The organism is Actinacidiphila oryziradicis, assembly GCF_005047355.1.
Lineage (GTDB): Bacteria > Actinomycetota > Actinomycetes > Streptomycetales > Streptomycetaceae > Actinacidiphila > Actinacidiphila oryziradicis.
Genome location: NZ_SUMC01000138.1, coordinates 1 through 17,060, shown reverse-complemented (window position 1 = coordinate 17,060; position 17,060 = coordinate 1). Strand labels below are relative to the sequence as shown.

Genomic DNA, 17,060 nt, shown 5'->3' with positions numbered 1-17,060 from the left:
TGGCGGACCTCGCCAAAGGCAGCCTGGTCAACAAGAAACCGGCCCTCACCGAGGCCCTCACCGGGCAGTTCGAGGACCACCACGGCCGTCTGCTGCGGGTGCTGCTGGACACCGTCGACCACCTCACCGCGCAGATACGCGAGCTCGACCGACTGATCACCGAGACCCTGGAACAGCTCACCGGCCCGCACGACGACACCACCCCAGGCGCGGACGATGCCGGCCCCCCAGCCGTCGCCACGGGACGAACCGCACGGGCCCTGGTCGAGCACCTGGACGCCGTCCCGGGTGTTGGACCGGTCACCGCCCAGATCATCCTCGCGGAGATCGGCCTGGACATGAGCCGCTTCCCCACCCCCGAGCACCTGGTCTCGTGGGCGAAGCTGTGTCCCAGAACCATCCAGTCCGGGGCGAAGCACACCGCCGGCCCGGCCGGACGGGGCAACCCCTGGCTCAAGGGCGCCCTCGGCGAAGCCGCCAACGCCGCCGCCCGCACCGACACCTTTCTCGGCGCCCGCTACCGGCGAATCGTCAAACGCCGCGGCCACGCCAAAGCCGTTGTCGCCGTCGCCCGCTCCATCCTCGTCATCGTCTGGCACCTGATCAACGACCCCGACGCCGAGTACCAGGAACTCGGCGCCGACTGGCACCAGCGCCATCTCAACCCCGTCCGCAAGACCCGCGACCTCGTCCGCCAACTCCAAGCCCTCGGCCACCAAGTCACCCTCGCCCCCACAGCCTCACCACACCCGCCGACCCCGGACATCCGTTCCGCTTCGCGGAACGGATGCTGCCGCCTGCCCGGCTGAGGTTCGATTTTCCGTTCAGCATCCGTCGCCACACCACCCCTCCGACCAGCAACCTCAGGTTGAAACTTCCCCAGTGGGTTCGCCCATGCGTTGAGCTGCCGGAACTTGTCCGGCTTCCGTCGACGTTTCGGCGCCGGATGAAGTGATCACCTCGGAGCGCGGGCTGCCTCGGTCCATGAGGCCGCCCGTAAAGGCGAGGCCGAGGCCTGCTACGGCAAGAGCCGCGCCGACCAGGCTGGGCGAGGCCCAGCCCCAGCCTGCCGAGATGGCAAGGCCCCCCAGCCAGGCGCCGCCCGCGTTGGCCAGATTGAAGGCGGAGTGGTTGGAGGCCGCGGCCATCGTCGGAGCGTTCTTCGCCTTGGCCATGAGCAGCATCTGGACGGGCGTGGTGATGAAGGAACCGACCGCACCGATGAAGGTGATCGTCACCATGGCGGGCACGGTGCTGTGGACGGTGAAGTAGAACGTCACCTGGGCTGCGGCGAGCAGAGCAAGCCCCGCGTACAGCGTCGGCCGCAGAGCACGGTCCGTCAGCGGCCCGGCGATCAGCGTGCCGAGGGTCATGCCGACGCCGTAGAGCGCGAGGACCAGGGTGGTCGAGGAGTCGGAGATGCCCGTCAGATTCGTCAGCATGGGCACCAGGTAGCTGTAGACGGCGAAGAACCCGCCGAACCCCACGACGGCCGTGGCCAGGCCGATCGCGACCTGCCTGTTGCCCATCGCCCGTAGCTCGTGCCGGATGCCGGACTGCTGGCCGCGTGGCTGGTGAGGAACGAAGAGGGCAAGCGAGGCGAGGGCGACGAGGCCGATGACGGCGACCGCAGCGTAGGCCGACCGCCAGCCCAGCTGCTGCCCGAGGGCCGTTCCCGCCGGGACGCCGACGATGTTCGCGACGGTGAGTCCGAGGAACATCCTCGAGACGGCGCGTGCGGCCCGTTCGGGCGCGACCAGCCGAGAGGCCACGACGGCGCCCACGCCGAAGAGCGCTCCGTGCGGCAGGCCGGCCAGGAAGCGCGCGGCGAAGAGCAGGCCGAAGTCGGGAGCAAGCGCGGACGCGACGTTGCCGACGACAAACAGCCCGGACAAGAGCAGCAGTAGCCGCTTGTGGGGTATGCGCGCACCGATGCCTGTCAGCACGGGGGCGCCGACGACGACACCGAGGGCGTAGGCCGAGACGAGGTTGCCGGCGTGCGGCACGGAGACGCCGGTCCCATCGGCGATCTGGGGCAGCAGCCCCATCGTGGCGAACTCGGTGGTGCCGATGCCGAAGGCGACGACAGCCAGGGCCAGCAGAGCCAATGGCATAGTGCAGAAGAACCTTTCAAAGACAGCGGTCCAGGAACAGGAGCGCAGAGAAGAGCCAAGCTTCTCTCCAGCTCCCGTGGCCAGTCGCGCTAAGCACCATTGCCCGGCGCACCCCATAACAGGGAAAGGCTCTAAGGAGTGCAGCAGTGGCAGGTAGCCCCACATTCCAAGATTGAGCCGCACGCTCTGTGACCTATGTCATGCCGCCTCCGGCCCAGTCGGCTGGCCGCAGTTGGCGGCCTCGGCCGACCTGGGACAGGAAGAGCCGCTTCGGCTGCGGCGCCAAGGTCGACAGACCATTCGGGCTTGATGACGGACAGGACAACGTGGGCCATCAAGGTGTGAACTCACGTGTGAAGTAGCGGCCTTTGTCGAGCTCGGTGATCAGCCCGGTCCGCACAGCGTCAGCCACGGACCGGGCTGGCCACGCGGTCGGGAGGGAAGGCCTTCAGGCTGCGGGGACGGGCAGCAGCCGGTAGGTGTCCCCATGCGTGATCACGCGGCCGGCGGTGGGCGGCGCGAAGTGGGTGCCGAGGACGAGGGTGTCCGTGTCGGCGAGGGGGGCGCTGTCACGTTGGCTGATGGGGTGGGATGATCTTCGGGTTGATCGTGGTGGAGGGGGAGTCGTCCGTGGAGAGTACGTCGCTGTCGTACAAGGGGCACCGGTACCCGGTCGAGGTAATCTCTCACTGCGTGTGGCCGTACTTCCGCTTCCCGCTGTCGTTCCGCGACGTCGAAGAACTCATGCTCGAGCGCGGCGGACCGTCTCCCACGAGATGGTCCGCAGCTGGTGTCAAAAGTTCGGGCACACCTACGCCAACGCACTGCGCCGCCGGCAGCCCCGGCCCGGGGACAAATGGCACCTGGACGAGGTCTACATCAAGATCAACGGCGAGCTGAAGTACCTGTGCGGGCCGTCGACCAGGACGGCAATAGCTCGAACGGGTGTTGATGGGGACGTACCAGATCAGCCGCTCATCGGGGGTGCGCAGGGTGATCGCGTGCGCTAACCGCGTACGCGGAGGCGCGCCTGTGCGCCCCTTGGCAGGGCGTGACGCCTCGTCCCGCGGCAGCGCGCCGAGGTGAAGCTCCCGTTAGAGATCCTCTGGAGATGTACCGGGGATAAACTTACCGATGCCACGAGGTCCGACCCACTGACCATGGTCCACCATGACATGGCCACGAAGGATGGTCACGACCGGGAATCCTCGAACCTCCCAGGAGTCCCAGTTGCTGAAATCACCGTCCGAGTGGAGGCTTTCACCCTGAACGTATCGGTGCTCAGCCTGGGGGTCGACGATGACGATATCCGCGTCGGCACCGGGGCGGATCACACCCTTCCTACCGTAGAGGCCGAAAAGCTTGGCCGGCGCAGCTGCGGTCATGTTGACGAAGCGCGTCACGGAGACGTTGCGCTTCGTCACGCCCTCGGACCAAAAAATGGGCAATCGTGTCTCGACGCTGTTCGTCCCGCCCGTGACGTTGTCGATCGTGTCTCCGGAAATCTTCGCCTGGAGAGGGAAAGTAAAGTCGTCGCTGGCCAGAGTGTGGATCCGCCCGTCGGCAGACGCACTCCATAGCACCTCCCGGTGTTCCTTGGACTTGTTCGGCGGGAAGTTCATGTAACGCTGCCCATGCGGCATCCTGTACAACTCAGGGTCGAAGACTAGGTTGGGATGCAGCACTTCGGCGAAAGCATTCACTCCCTTTGCGCGCGCCTCTGTAAGTGCATCAACGGACTCCATCGCTGACACATGCACGATGTACAGAGGAGATCCCGTGCGCTCGGCCAGGAGCAGCATTCTGCGCACTGCGGCTTCTTCCGCGAGGGGCGGCCTGGCCTCGCCTATATTCCAGAACTCAGGCCGGCCCTCCGCGTAAAGACGCCTCGTGTTGTAGTCGATGATGCATTCGTCTTCACAATGGACCATCGTGATCCCGCCGTGGCGCTCAGTTTCGAGCATGGCCGAGTAGATGCGACCATCGTCAGTCATCACCCCGCCGAGGCTGGGACTGCCGCGGAAAGTGGTGAAGAACTTGAAGGAAACAACGCCTCCGCTGATAACCTCCTTCATCTGCTCGGCATAGGACATGGGCCAGTCGCCCGTGACAATCGCATGCAAAGCGTAATCCGAGTTGGGCCGCTGTTCCGCCGTCACTCGCAGCTTGTCCTGAACTGATTCGATTAGGTCTTGCCCTTCGCCAGGCATGGAGAAGTCGATGTACGTCGTGGTGCCTCCGTAGAGGCCGGCCCGGGACCCTGCAACGGGCGATTGTGCCTTCATGGCATCGGAGAGCCTCAGATCATAGTGGACATGAGCGTCCACACCGCCCGGAAGCACGTAGTTTCCGGTCGCATCGATGACATTGGCGGCATCCATACGATCGAATTGGCCATGAACACCGAGGGCAACGACCTTCTCGGCATGTACGGCCACGTCCAGCGGCAGCACGTTGTACTCAGAAGCTACAAGGCCATTCTTGATGATGAGGTCGAACATGAAATTCCTGTCTGCTCAAGGGTGAAAAGTGGTCCGCTCGCGGGGTTTCCGATGTCACAGGCGCGGAGCTGTGCCATCCCGTCCTCCTTGAGGGACCCGGCTCCATTCCAGGCGTAGCAAAACATTTTGCTGTTTGGTCGAGGGGCCCAGCTGTGCCTGCTGGCCCCAGCTCTGCTTCCGGGGCGGGAATTCCAGCCGTGAAATCTCCTGCCGGGCAGCAGCGGCTACTTCATTGGACGAGGACCTTCAAGGAGTCGCGGGCGGCGTTCATGCCAATCGGTCCGGCGCTGGTAGTAATCGGCGAGTTGGAACAGTTTCGACTCGCACCAGCGGCCTCCAACAAGGGCGATGCCCACTGGCATTCCCGATCCCGGATGGAAACCGATGGGCAGAGTCATCGTCGGTCCGTCATGCAGGGCCCATGGATAGGTCTTGCGTCCCAGTGCTTCGGTTTGCGTCTGCGAGTCGATGCCATCGGCGAAGGGTGCGTCCACCGGAGCCACCGGAGACACGATGACGTCAACGTTTTGAAGGATGCGATGGAGGCGATGCCGATAATCGGTTCGCCATTCGAGTGAGTACACCAGATCTGTGGCATTCACCGTTCCTCCTTTGGCTAGCCGGTCGTAAACATCCGCCGAGAAATCGGCTGGCGAACGCAGCAGGCGGTCGCGGTGAAGCGCGAAGCCTTCGCAAAGGACGATCCGGTTCCAATGCCGCGAAGCGTCGGCCTGCCCAAAATCGGGAATCGATATGAACTCGGCGCCTTCCCTTCGCAAGAACTCCAGGAACCGGTCGATCACTTCTGAAACGCCAGCGTCGACGTCGTCGAAGAAGAAACTCTCGGGTAGGCCTATGCGTAGGGAGCGGATGTCCATACCCAACCTGGCGGTAGCCGGTTCTCCGCTCCACCGAGTCGAGTACGGATCCAGTGCATCAAAGCCTGTAAGAACGTCTAGGAGTCGGGCCACTGTCCGTGCGGAATGGGCCATGGGCCCCACGGTGTCCTGTGTCCTCGCCAGGGGAATGACGCCTCGGTTGGAAATGGCGCCGAATGTGGGGCGCAGGCCGACGACCCCGTTCAAGGAGGCCGGAACACGCACAGAGGCACCCGTGTCCGTGCCCAACGCCGCCTCGCAGTACTGCGCTGCCAAGGCGGCTGCGGACCCTCCGCTCGAGCCCCCAGGAATGCGGTGCAGGTCCCACGGATTGCGGCACATGCCGTAGGTGAGGTTTTGATTGGTAGCGCCCATGGCCAGTTCAGACATATTCAACTTGGCCACGACAACGGCACCCTCCTGGCGCAGCAATTCTATTGCGTGAGCGTCATGGGACGGGCGGTTCGTGGCCAGGAAGGAGGCGCCGGCCGTAGTGCGTACGCCGGCCGTCTCGATGTTGTCCTTCACTCCGACGAGGAGACCATGCAGGATGCCTTTGTGCGTGCCGGAGATCCGCTCACACTCCAGCTCCACGGCTTCTTCACGCGAAGAGTCGATCCAGCTGATGACAGCGTGGACGCGGGAGTCGAGGGCCTCGTAATTGCCTCGTGCCGCATCCCAACGGTCTACCAGGCTGGTGATGGAGCTCAGCGGGGTCATGCTCACCTCCGTAATGGGGTCGAGACGGACATCTGCGCGGCAGCGGTGCGCAGCACCCGGCAAAGCGTCCGAGCAGTGCACGGTCGCACAAATGCATACAATCTTGCGTTGAAGGCCGCCAATGGCTCAGGGACGGCGGCACCTTGGAGCTATACTTTGTATGCACCTCGGGCTGTGTGGGGTTGGCGCGGTGGCCTGGTGGATTGATCTGCGGAAGCGTCTGTGCCGCCGGTCCCTGCGGTGCGACGTGGCCGCTCGACGGTGTTGTGCCGATCCGGTCCAGCGCTCCGTGTCACCACACGCACTCCCCTAGCCGGTTTGCTCAGGAGTTACAAGCAGCGAGACTGGAATACACATGACCACGATGCGAGAGCGGGCTGCGGATCAGGCGTATGGCCATCTGCGGAGGGACATCGTCAGCGGTGTCCTGACCGCCGGCATGCGACTTGGGGAAGCTGAACTCGCCAACAGATACGGGTTCAGTAGGACTCCCATCCGGGAGTCTCTCCGTCGACTCGAGGCCGAAGGACTGGTGGAGATTCTCCCGCGCCGGGGCGCCCGGGTCGTCGATTGGAGCAGCGTTGACGTCGAAGCCATCTATGAAATACGGGCACTGGTCGAGGGGTATGCCGCCCGCAGAGCCGCTACGCGCATCGCTACAGCTGAGATCGAAAGACTGAGCCGGCTGTGCGACGAGATGGAGGACCTCACTGGTCAGCGGCGGCCGGGGGATGCGGAACTCGTCAGGAGGGTCGCCGAACTCAACATGGACTTGCACGGCTCGGTAGCGACGCACGCCGGACAACATCAGGTATCCGCGATGAGAAACATCATTGTGGTTATGCCTCTGCTCCTTCGTGAGCTCAACACCTTCACGGCATCTGATCTCGCTCGGAGCAATATGCACCATCGGGAATTGCTCGCAGCATTCGAGGCGCGCGACCCGGACTGGGCTGCAGCTCTCATGAATTCCCATATTCAGGCTGCCAAAGCAAGGCTGCTGCAGGATTTCATGTCGCGAAAGAACTCGCACTGAACGGGATATTTCCCGCCCGGGGACTGCGTGCCGCGTGGCGCGGCACGCAGTCCCCGGGCGGTCCCTTTTGATGGTCACAGCGCTTGGCCTTCACTGACCTGCTCAAGGGAGAACCCTTGGGTCTCGGGCCCAAAGCGGACTGCCACAGCCATGATCGCGTACATGACTCCGACAAGGACGAACATGCCCACCACGCCGAACGATGCGAATGTGGCGCCGGCCACGTAGGGCACAAGCGATGCTGACCCCAAGGCGACAGTGACGGCAGCTCCGGTCCCAAACGCGCGCACCCTGGTGGGGTACAGTTCGGGGGCCCAGGTCCACGCTGTCGTGTTGAGAAGCATGAACATCAGCTGCAGCAGTCCGCCGAACAACAAAATCGGGAAAAGGCTTGACGAGGCACCAAAAGCGACCGCGATGATCATCGCTAGGATCGCACCATAGGTGAGGACGGCACGTCGCTTGAGCTTATACCCGAACACGCTGGCTAGGATGGCTCCGATTAGCCCGCCGACATTGATGATGGTGGTGTAAAGAAGAGACGCGCCCACGTTGTACCCACGCGACACCAGGACTGTCGGCATAAATACAGCGACTGTCACCGCCGCGCCGAAGGTCATGGCGGACACCACCCAGATAACGATGGTGCGCCGGGCCAGCGGACCCTGGAAGATTTCGGCGAGCCTCACCCGCTGACCAGGGAGTCGAGTACCTTCGGGCAGAGTGACATATTCTTCGGACACCACCTCCTTGGATGCCCTCAGCTTGTTCGCAGCCAGCCTTGCGAGTACTTTGTTCGTCTCGCCTATCCGGCCTTGGACAATCAAGTAGCGGGGTGATTCGGGGAGCAGCAGTCGGTAGACGAAGACCAACGCGGCCGGAAGCACCAGAACTCCCAGCAGCCAGCGCCAGGCGACCGTCGGCCCGCCGAGCGTATTCTCGAGCGGACCGAGCATCAAGGCTGCCAGCGCGGAAGAGGTGAATATGCCCAAACCGCCAGCGGCAATATTGACTGTCGCAACCGCCGCTCCCCGAGCCTTGGTCGGCATCAACTCGGAGACCAGGGTAAGGCCCGTGTTCAACTCACCCCCGAGGCCGATCCCCACGACGAGCCGGCCGATCAGAAGCACTTCGTAATTCGGAGCCAGAGCGGTGAGGAGAGCCCCGCACGTGTACAATGCTAGGTTGTACATGTAAGTAAACTTGCGTCCGTACTTGTCGCCAGCGATTCCCGCGAGGAGTGCGCCCAGCGCCATGCCACCGAACGTGAAGGTGGTGAAAAGACCGACCTGAGAACTACTCAGAGAGAACTGCTTGGCAATCAACGGCGAGGCAAGGCCGACGTTGTACTGCTCGATCGCATCGAACAATGCGCCGAACGACACGAGCACAAGGATCCACACATGTGCTCGGCGGAACGGGATTCTGTCGAGGCCGCTGGCCAGTTCATCCAGCGCCCGGAGCCGCAGTCGTTCTACCGCAACGTCGTCGGCGACGCCGATGCTCGCGGTGTCTGTCATGATGAGCTCCGATGACCCCGGCGGCTGGAAAGCCGGCGGTCGGGCGGAGTTTTGTTCTCTATCGCTTCGGCTTTCGCTCATCTCATGCCTCCGATGACACCGTTGCTTCAAGTGAGTGCACGATGGCGGACGTGACTTCGCCCGTGGAACTCGTTCCTCCAATATCCGGCGTACGAGGACCCTCGCGCAGGACTGCTTCTACAGCGCTTCGGATCGCGGCAGCCGCGTTTCGACACTCCTTGTCACTGTGGCGGTAGGACAACCAATCGAGCAGCATTGCGGCTGAGAGAATGGTGGCCACCGGATTCGCCTTGTTCTGGCCCGCGATACTCGGTGCTGTTCCGTGGCTCGGCTGGAAGACCCCGTGCTCGAGGCTGATGTCTCCGGAGGGCGCAATACCGAGGCCGCCGACCACTCCGGCCGCAATCTCAGAAGTGATGTCTCCGAATACGTTCTCCGTAACGACCACGTCGAACCGCTCGGGTTCGGTCACCAGCATCATGGAGGCGGCGTCGATGTACAGGTGGTCGCTCGTGACATCGGGGTAGCGCTGCGCTACCTCGTCAAAAACCTTGCGCATGAAAGCGTTTGACCGCAGCACGTTCGACTTGTCCAGCAATGTCACGTGACCGGGCGTGCCCTCGGATTGCCGCCGGGAGCGAGCCTGCTCGAAGGCGAGCGCGAAGAGGCGCTCCGACGTGGCCCGGGTGATGGTGAGTCGGTCGCTCACCGACTCGTCGCTGAGTTCGATCGGATCATGGCGCCCCGCGAACAGGCCTTCGGTGGTCTCGCGAATCACGAGCATGTTGACCGCCTCGGCCTTCACTCGGGTCGGAACGCCCGGAAAGAGCCGGCACGGCCGCAGACTCGCGAACAGTCCGAAGCGCTCTCGGATGTCGATCTGGGGGGTGATCTCCGTTCCGTCCGGCTTCCTGACATCGGGAAGCCCCGCGGCTCCGAACAACACCGCGTGCGCAGATTCAATCGCCTCCATCGTCCGGGGCGATATTGACTCGCCCGTCCGTCGATAGAGCTCGGCGCCTGCGTCGTGCCGCTCATACCTGAGACCAATACGGAAGTGCTTGGAAACGGCATCGAGAACCGTGACGGCGGCCTCCAGAACCTCTGGGCCGATCCCGTCTCCCGGCAGGAGGGCAATCTTGTATGCAACAGGGGACACGCGTGGACTCCTTTCGCTATGGAACAAGTGGGGTGGACCCGTCATCCCCATCAGATGGCGCACCCGACTCCCGGGCCCAGTGAGAAGTCGGTCCCCGATCCTGCGTTCGCGCGGCCGTGCTCCGCCCGTGCTGCCGCGCTTGGCAGGAGCCGAGAGGGGCGGATCGCGTGCCGCCGGTTGCGAAATCGTCAGCTGCCCGCAGGTGGCTACCGGTATCGCTGCCGAACGTTCGAACCGCCGGCCACCGCCGGGGCCCGGTCCGGGTCCGAAGTGACCTCAAGTCGCTATTGCGTACAACTTGCACCCGAACCCTCCTGGTCTGGCGTCGCGCTGTGATGGCTATGAAAGCTCCTGGACCACCGCCCGTCAAGGTGTTGTACACAAAATTTGGCGGGATGGGCCACGATTGACCCGGTTGCAGGACGGTATCCGGCTCAACGGGTGCCAAGTTGTGTGCAAAATTGGGTGACGGGCGCCGAACGACGATCGACCTACACGGCTCGCTCCGTTGGATGCGGCGACCGGAAAGGTGTACCGGGCTCGGGGATGGTCGTCCGCCACCTCGTCCTCCTTCTCGCTGCGGACGCGGGCGCGTTCCCGGCGCTGGGCGGCCGGCAGTATGGATCGCGGCACCTCGGGGCGGTGCCCGGTCGCCAAGGCTCCTGCTGGCGTTGTCACGTTGTTGGGTGCGTGGGTGCCTGACGACGTGTCGGGGCGTGGTGGTGCCGGGTTCCGGGCCGGTGCTCAGGCCGTGATGGGCCGGCCGACAGCGCCGGTGACCTGGTCCCAGATGGCGAAGCGGATGGTCATTTCAGCTCGGTGTTCGGGTGCGGTCATCTGGTGGCGGCGGGGGCGGAAGTGGGGTGAGATGCCGCTGAACGCGGACAGGAAGCGTTGTGCTCCGCCGACGCTGCGGAAGCCCTATCGCTCGGCGTGATCGCCAAGACCCGCCGCGTGGCGAGCTGCCTGCGCACCACCGTCACCACCGACCCCGACGGCCGCCCCTGCCTGACCTGGCACTTCGACCAGGACACCCTGGACACAGAGGCCGCCGCCGACGGCTGGTACGCCCTGGTCACCCGGCTCACTCCCGAGCAGGCCGACGCCGCGGAGGTCTTACTGCGCTACAAGGGCCAAGGCGTGGTCGAACGCCGCTACCACGACTTCAAGGGCCCGCTCGCGGTCGCGCCGATCTTCCTGGAACACAACCGGCGCATCGCCGCCCTGATCACCGTGATCTGCCCCGCGCTGCTGGTGTTCTGCCTGATCGAACGCCAAGTCCGCCAGGCCCTGGGCCCCGAACAGATCATGAGCGGCCTCTACCCCGACAACCGCAGGGTCCGCCCCACCGGACGCATGATCCTCTACCACCTCGACAGCCTCATGCTCCGCCCCGGCACCGCCACCAGCCCACCCACCATCCTCATCAGCCAAGGAGTCCAAGCGCACCTGCTCGAACTCCTCGGCATCGACGAAACCAGACCCCGCTGGCTGGAGACCTAAAACGGCTCTTCGGTCGCTTCCGTGGGTGGTCTTATGCGGCTTGACGGCCCGGTAGGTGGGGGCGGTGTCCGCCGAGGCTGAGCATGGCGAGGGCGATGAGGGCGTTGGCGTCCTTGAAGCCGAAGGCCATGCGGGTGATGAGTCGGATCTTGGTGTTCATGCTCTCGACCAGGCCGTTGCTCAGTCCGTGATCGGCGGCTGCGGTGATGGCGTCCCAGTGCTTGACGATGGAGCGTTGGAGCTTTACGAAGGGCTCCAGGCGGCTGCGTCGTGCCCACAGTACCCAGTCCCACAGGGCCTGGGCGGTTTCCTGGCCCTGCTTGAGTGCCATCCTCAGGCCCTCCTTCAGTAGGTAGGCGCGGTGCAGGACCGGGTGGGCCTTGGCGATGAAGGCGAGTTGGGCCTGCTGGCCCGTGGTGAGGTCCTCGGGGTTCTTCCACAGGGCCCAGCGGGCCTTCTTCAGGGACTTCGACCCGGCAGTGGCGCGGCCCTTGCCGCCGCGCTCGTCGTTCCACACCTGACGGCGGACCGCGTCGAGGGCGTCGGTGGCCCACTGGACCGTGTGGAAGGGATCCATGACGCGCACCGCGTTCGGGCAGCGCCCGCCAGCGCCGGCGGCCCTCACCGTTGTCGTACCTGGCACACCGGCGCTGACAGATCCCGCACCGCTGACGACGGCCCTTTGCCGGGCGGGCGTGCACCACGATCAGCACATCCTCCGGGCCGTCCTCGCCCGCATCGGGCTCCTCGGCCTCCACGAGCTCGATCACGGTCTTTTCGACACCGAGCAGCCGAGTCCATATCCTTGTAGATCGCACGCCGTATCCAGGTTCTTCCGTTTCGTTCTTTCGCAAGCCGAAACGTACCCCGGGTACGGCGTGTTGTTTGTATCAGGCCTGGTCAACGACCCACGGAAGCGACAGGGGAGCCCCTAAAACCCCATGTGCGAAGTCACCGGCTAGGCTGACCATGCTTCAATGATAGGGCCAATGTCCGAACGCCCCGATGTCCACATCGGGGCGGGTGTCACGGAGGATTACGGTGAACGAGGCGGAGGAATGGAAGCCGGGGCAGGACACCCAGATGGTCGCGACGGCGCGACTACTGGGACAGGATCCCGACAAGATCCACTGCCCCGCCTGGGGACTCATCGGCAACCTGGGCGACAGCATCTGCTACGCCGGCGTCCCCGCGAAGATCGAGAAGATCCAGGCTGAACTGCGCCGCCGCGTCGTCGACGACGATCTCCAGGTGCGGGTGATCGCGCCCAACTACGCGGGCGGGATCTCCGACGGGCAGCGCAATGGCACGCCCCAGATGCGCTACTCGTTGATCGGCCGGGAATCCACCAACGACGGTGTGTGCCTCCACCTGGAGGGGAGCGACATCCGCGGTGTGATCGCGGTGGTCGCCTGCGACAAGCCCCCGGTCGGGACCCTCGCCGCGATCCTGGAGCGCAACGTCCCCGCGGTGATCATGTCCGACGGCTCGATCCGCCCCGGCATCGACTCCCGCACCGGTGAGCCGATCGACATCATCTCCTGCTACCAGGCGGCGGCACAGCCGGCGGCCGAGCGGCGGCGGATGGCACTGGAGGCCTCGCCGGGCCACGGCAGCTGCGGCGGCATGTTCACCTACAACACCATGCAGTCGTTCATCGCCACCTGCGGCATGGAACCGCTGCACATGGTCAGCCCGGCCTCCGAGGACCCGCGCCGCATCAAGGAGTTCCCCGGCGAGCTGCTCGACGTACTCCAATTGCTCACCGAGCGCGACATCCGGCCACGTGACATCGTCACCCCGGCGGCGCTGCGCAACGCCACCCTGGTGGCCATCGCGATGGGCGGCTCCACCAACGTGGTACTCCACGCGCCCGAGTTGGCCCGCGCCGCAGGTATCGACTACTGGCGCGGTGTGATCACCCAGGAAGAGTTCAACCGGATGGCGCGCGAGCTGCCCGTGCTGGTGAACGCGTGGCCCTTCGGGCGCTACTCGATGGTCGACATCGACGCCAAGGGCGGCCTGCCGGTGATCGTGAACGAACTGCTCGCCGCGGGTGTGCTCGACGGCACGTGCATGACCTGCACCGGTGAGACACTCGCCGAACAGGTCGCACGCCTGAGCCCTGTCGCACCCGACGGGGATGTGATCCATCCGATTTCGGCGCCGTTCAAGCCGACGGGCGGCCTGCGGCTGCTCCGCGGCAATCTCGCCCCCGACGGCGGTGCCGTCATCAAGCTCGCCGGAGTCGAGGGCGGCATGGAGGACGGCCGGTTCGTCGGCCGTGCCCGCGTATTCGACGGCGAGGAGTCGTTGCTCGAGGCACTGACCACGGCGCCGGAGGAGTTCCAGGACCGCGACATCGCGGTGATCCGGTACGAGGGTCCGCGCGGAGCACCGGGCATGCCGGAGATGCTCGACCCCACCTCGCGGATTACGGCACTCTGCCGGCAACGCGCCATCACCATCGCGCTGATGACCGACGCCCGCTTCTCGGGCGGGTCGGTCGGGCTGGTGATCGGCCACGTGTCGCCCGAGGCGGCGCAGGGCGGGCCGATCGCCCTTATCGAGGATGGCGACACGATCGTCGTGGACGTCAACCGGGACACCCTCGACTGCACCGAGCTCGATGACGCGGTGACCGAGGCCGAGCGCCGTGCTCGATGGCAGGTCGAGACGGACCGCAATGCGGGAACACACCCGCAGGTTCGGCCCGTCAGCGCCCGGCTGCTCCGTCGGATGCGCGCCAATGCCCTTCCCCCGCTCCAGGGCGGCGGGGTGTCGGACGGCCTGGCCACCGCCACCGACTAATCCCGAAATCGCGGCGCACGCGAAGCGCCAGGAGAGACGACGGAGTCGAGGCAGGTGACCGCCAAGTCCTCTGCGACAACCGGAGCTTCGATGTGGAGCTACGGCGCGGACCGTTGCTCTTGAGCGGGACGAGTGTCCGGAAGACTCGTCATGTCACCGTCTCGGCCCACGACTCCAGGCCGGCGCAGGCGCAGTGTGTAGACGAGCGCACCGCCGGGCGTTGTCACGTTGTTGGGTGTGTGGGTGTCTGGCGGTGTGTCGGGGCGTGGGGGGCCCGGTTCCGGGCTTGTGCTCAGGGCGCGACGGGCTGGCCGGCGCGTCGAGGACGCGGACGCGGCGTGTGGCGTTGTGGCTGCCGAAAACCCCATCCGCCCAGGTCACGCGGCATGCTCGTACTCGTGGAGGATGCCGCCGAGGCGGTCGCGTTTTCGTATGTCGAGGCGGGTGATCTGCTCCGGATCGCCAATCGGCGCCGGCAAGGGCTGCAACGGGCGGGCGTTCGCGATGCCCTGGTGGGGCCGGTGGGAGTTGTAGAAGTCTTCGAACTCCCGCAGCGCGTAGAGGAGATGCCGCTGGTTCCAGATCAAGGTCCGGTCCAGAGTTCGCGTCGGCAGGTCTGTATCCAACGTTCCATGATCGAGTTCATTCGCGGCATCTGGACGCCGCTGAGGACGACCTCGATCCCCGCGTCCTTCAGGACCGTGTCGAAGAGGTGAGGAAACTTTCCGTCCCGGTCCCGGATCAGAAACCGAGCCCGACAGCCCGCGTCCTCGAGGTCCATGACGAGATTCTTCGCGGCCTGCACTACCCAGGACGCGGTCGGATGCGGGGTCGCGCCCAGGACCCGGATCCGGCGACTGCCGTGCTCGATCACCGCAAACACGTACATCCGAGCTCCGGACAGGGTGACCGTTTCCAGAAAGTCACAGGCCAGCAGAGCGTCGGCTTGGGAGCGCAGGAAGTCCGCCCAGGTACTCGTACTGCGTTCCGGCGCCGGGTCGATCCCGGCATCCTTCAGGATTTCCCAGACAGTGGACGCAGCCACCTTCACGCCCAGGACGAGGAGTTCACCGTGGAGCCGACGGTATCCCCAGCACGGGTTCTCCCTCGCCAAGCGCAGCACCAGTACCCGGACGGAGTGCACCGTCCGCGGTCGGCCCGGGCGTTTCGGCCGGGACGCGGAGGCATGGCGACGCGCAACCAGACCACGGTGCCAGCGCAACACCGTCTCCGGGCGCACCAGCAGTCGCACCCCGCGCAGGACGTCCAACGGCAGCCGGTGCAGCAGCGCCGCCAGGAACGCCCGATCCACCGGGGTGAACCGCACCTTCTCCTGACCGAGCTGGCGCTCCAGCACCATGATCTGGTGACGCAGCGCCAGTATCTCAGCGGCCTTGTCCCGATCGCTCACCGGTAACAGGCGCAGCATCGCGAACGTGTTCGCCACACCCAGGTAAGCCAGTCGCAGCAGCACAGTCGATCATCATGCCGTGACCACCGCCAGCCGCGCGAGAGTGCCAGCTCCGAGCAACCGCAATCGACACCCGCGGATCCGTTCACACCCGGCTGCCACCAGGGCGGATGAGGTTTTCGGCAGGAGCAAGGTTCCCGGAGGCCTGCGGGTCACGGTGGACGCCCCGTACGAGGAACCGAAGGTGATGCTGCTGCAGGCGGTGGCGGAGGCGAACCGCTGCCGCACGGTGTGGTCGAGGAATCTCGGATTCTCCACCGTGATCGGCTTCGCCCGACACGCGAGCGGTGGAACTGCTGTACACCTCGCTGCTGTACAGGCACAGTCAGCGCTGCAGGCGGCCGGAACCCGGACATACGGAGACGGCGCCTCGCGCACCCGCTCCTTCCGCCAGTCCTTCCTGACCGCCTACGCCACCCGTATCGACCAGCGGCTCAAACGGGCTACTCAGCGGGCCGCCGAGGCTGCCGGCGAGAATCGCGGACCAGCACTGCCCTCGGCGCGATCATCTGGACATCCGACCCGAACGACACCGCACCCTGGCCGACGCCCAGGACACCAAACCAGCCCTCGGGTATCGATGCAGCGGCAGCCCCGCCTCCTCACCCACCCGCAGCGCACCATCGGCGATGCCGTTCACGAGAGCGTCATCGGGCACGGTATAGAGCCACACCCTGCCACCGCAGATTGGGCGCCATGGAGGCCCGAACGGGCAGCGTGAAGGCGTCGCCGCCGTTGTTGGCGTAGAAAGCGACAACCGCGTTGGGCGCGGCAACCGCCACGTCCAATTCAGTGGGGGACGCGTACGGCGTACTCGGCCCGGTCACCGCGGATGCGGTGGACGATATGAGCGACGGCCTGCCCTTGCGTGTTGCTGTTGGTCCCCTTCAGCAGGAGCAGTGGCGTTCCCACCTGCACCTCCAGCCATGCGGCATCCTCCGGGTTGGCCGGAACCGCCGAGAAACAGCGATCGTCGCGCAGAACCTCGACGCCGTGGGCGGCGGACATGGCGGCGAAGAGACTGTTGGTCCCATCCCAGCTCGGTGGGGCGAGCGCCGCAGGAATAGCGGCGAAGGACACCGACCATGGCAGCTCGTCGACCCAGCGGATATAGCGGTACTCCATGACGCCACCGGGGAAGTCGGGGAAGTAGTACTGCTCCCCCGTTACGTGAAGCTCCGCCGACGCCCCGTGGCTGTCGGGCCGCGATCGCGCCAAGGATGGTCGGCCGTTTGACGGGTCCGGAGGAGGCGCTTCGGCGGTCGCGGGGTCGACCCGGCGGGCGTCGAGGACCGTCTGCCGTACCGCGTGGCCGCCCCTCGCCAT

The 17,060-nt window shown here is 65.4% G+C and carries 11 protein-coding genes and 5 pseudogenes; 6 read left to right on the top strand and 10 right to left on the bottom strand.

The genetic code is table 11. The annotated features are described in order from the left end of the window. Nucleotides 1-809, top strand: an 809-nt coding sequence (locus FCI23_RS62805; protein WP_136730498.1) for a transposase, incomplete at its 5' end; no start/stop codon positions are given. Between the two features lie 54 nt (nucleotides 810-863). Here FCI23_RS62805 and FCI23_RS49200 read toward each other — a convergent pair. Next, nucleotides 864-2,114: an MFS transporter gene (locus FCI23_RS49200; RefSeq protein ID WP_136730497.1), complete on the bottom strand. Its 1,251-nt coding sequence runs from the start codon at nucleotides 2,112-2,114 to the stop codon at nucleotides 864-866. Nucleotides 2,115-2,562: 448 nt separating this feature from the next. Beyond that, a pseudogene (locus tag FCI23_RS61565) lies at nucleotides 2,563-2,673 on the bottom strand (MBL fold metallo-hydrolase); the annotation flags it as partial. Between the two features lie 71 nt (nucleotides 2,674-2,744). Here FCI23_RS61565 and FCI23_RS61560 point away from each other — a divergent pair. Continuing rightward, nucleotides 2,745-3,048 (top strand): annotated as a pseudogene (locus FCI23_RS61560) (IS6 family transposase); the annotation flags it as partial. Nucleotides 3,049-3,208: 160 nt separating this feature from the next. On the opposite strand, the gene FCI23_RS49185 reads toward FCI23_RS61560, so the two are convergent. Together FCI23_RS49185 and FCI23_RS49180 are read right to left on the bottom strand one after the other, a co-directional pair. Continuing rightward, nucleotides 3,209-4,615, bottom strand: coding sequence for an amidohydrolase family protein (locus FCI23_RS49185; RefSeq protein WP_136730496.1), 1,407 nt, complete (start codon nucleotides 4,613-4,615; stop codon nucleotides 3,209-3,211). Between the two features lie 224 nt (nucleotides 4,616-4,839). Then, entirely contained in the window at nucleotides 4,840-6,213 is a 1,374-nt protein-coding gene (locus FCI23_RS49180; protein WP_136730495.1) for an amidase, read from the bottom strand. 355 nt (nucleotides 6,214-6,568) lie between these two features. Here FCI23_RS49180 and FCI23_RS49175 point away from each other — a divergent pair, with 355 nt between their 5' ends. Further along, nucleotides 6,569-7,249: a GntR family transcriptional regulator gene (locus FCI23_RS49175; protein WP_136730494.1), complete on the top strand. Its 681-nt coding sequence runs from the start codon at nucleotides 6,569-6,571 to the stop codon at nucleotides 7,247-7,249. Nucleotides 7,250-7,323: 74 nt separating this feature from the next. Here the strand turns inward: FCI23_RS49175 and FCI23_RS49170 are convergent, their stop codons facing one another. From FCI23_RS49170 to FCI23_RS49160, 3 genes and pseudogenes are all read right to left on the bottom strand, one after another. After that, entirely contained in the window at nucleotides 7,324-8,769 is a 1,446-nt protein-coding gene (locus FCI23_RS49170) for an MFS transporter (protein ID WP_169317341.1), read from the bottom strand. An 82-nt stretch (nucleotides 8,770-8,851) separates the two neighbouring features. After that, nucleotides 8,852-9,949: an isocitrate/isopropylmalate dehydrogenase family protein gene (locus FCI23_RS49165; RefSeq protein ID WP_136730492.1), complete on the bottom strand. Its 1,098-nt coding sequence runs from the start codon at nucleotides 9,947-9,949 to the stop codon at nucleotides 8,852-8,854. A 744-nt stretch (nucleotides 9,950-10,693) separates the two neighbouring features. Then, nucleotides 10,694-10,870: pseudogene (locus FCI23_RS49160) on the bottom strand (IS6 family transposase); the annotation flags it as partial. 12 nt (nucleotides 10,871-10,882) lie between these two features. Here FCI23_RS49160 and FCI23_RS61555 point away from each other — a divergent pair. Continuing rightward, nucleotides 10,883-11,452, top strand: coding sequence for a hypothetical protein (locus FCI23_RS61555; protein WP_246144789.1), 570 nt, complete (start codon nucleotides 10,883-10,885; stop codon nucleotides 11,450-11,452). 31 nt (nucleotides 11,453-11,483) lie between these two features. On the opposite strand, the pseudogene FCI23_RS49150 reads toward FCI23_RS61555, so the two are convergent. Next, a pseudogene (locus FCI23_RS49150) lies at nucleotides 11,484-12,071 on the bottom strand (ISL3 family transposase); the annotation flags it as partial. A gap of 422 nt (nucleotides 12,072-12,493) precedes the next feature. On the opposite strand from FCI23_RS49150, the gene FCI23_RS49145 reads away from it, so the two are divergent. Continuing rightward, entirely contained in the window at nucleotides 12,494-14,263 is a 1,770-nt protein-coding gene (locus FCI23_RS49145) for a dihydroxy-acid dehydratase domain-containing protein (protein WP_211265819.1), read from the top strand. Nucleotides 14,264-14,640: 377 nt separating this feature from the next. Here FCI23_RS49145 and FCI23_RS49140 read toward each other — a convergent pair. Beyond that, a pseudogene (locus FCI23_RS49140) lies at nucleotides 14,641-15,737 on the bottom strand (integrase core domain-containing protein). A 184-nt stretch (nucleotides 15,738-15,921) separates the two neighbouring features. Between FCI23_RS49140 and FCI23_RS64700 the strand changes: the two are divergent. Continuing rightward, nucleotides 15,922-16,455 carry a hypothetical protein gene (locus FCI23_RS64700; RefSeq protein ID WP_456318881.1) on the top strand — a complete coding sequence of 178 codons (534 nt, stop codon included), beginning with the start codon at nucleotides 15,922-15,924 and terminating at the stop codon, nucleotides 16,453-16,455. A 68-nt stretch (nucleotides 16,456-16,523) separates the two neighbouring features. Here the strand turns inward: FCI23_RS64700 and FCI23_RS49130 are convergent. Then, nucleotides 16,524-17,060 (bottom strand): UTRA domain-containing protein (locus tag FCI23_RS49130; protein WP_136730490.1); only part of this gene is annotated, 537 nt, incomplete at its 5' end.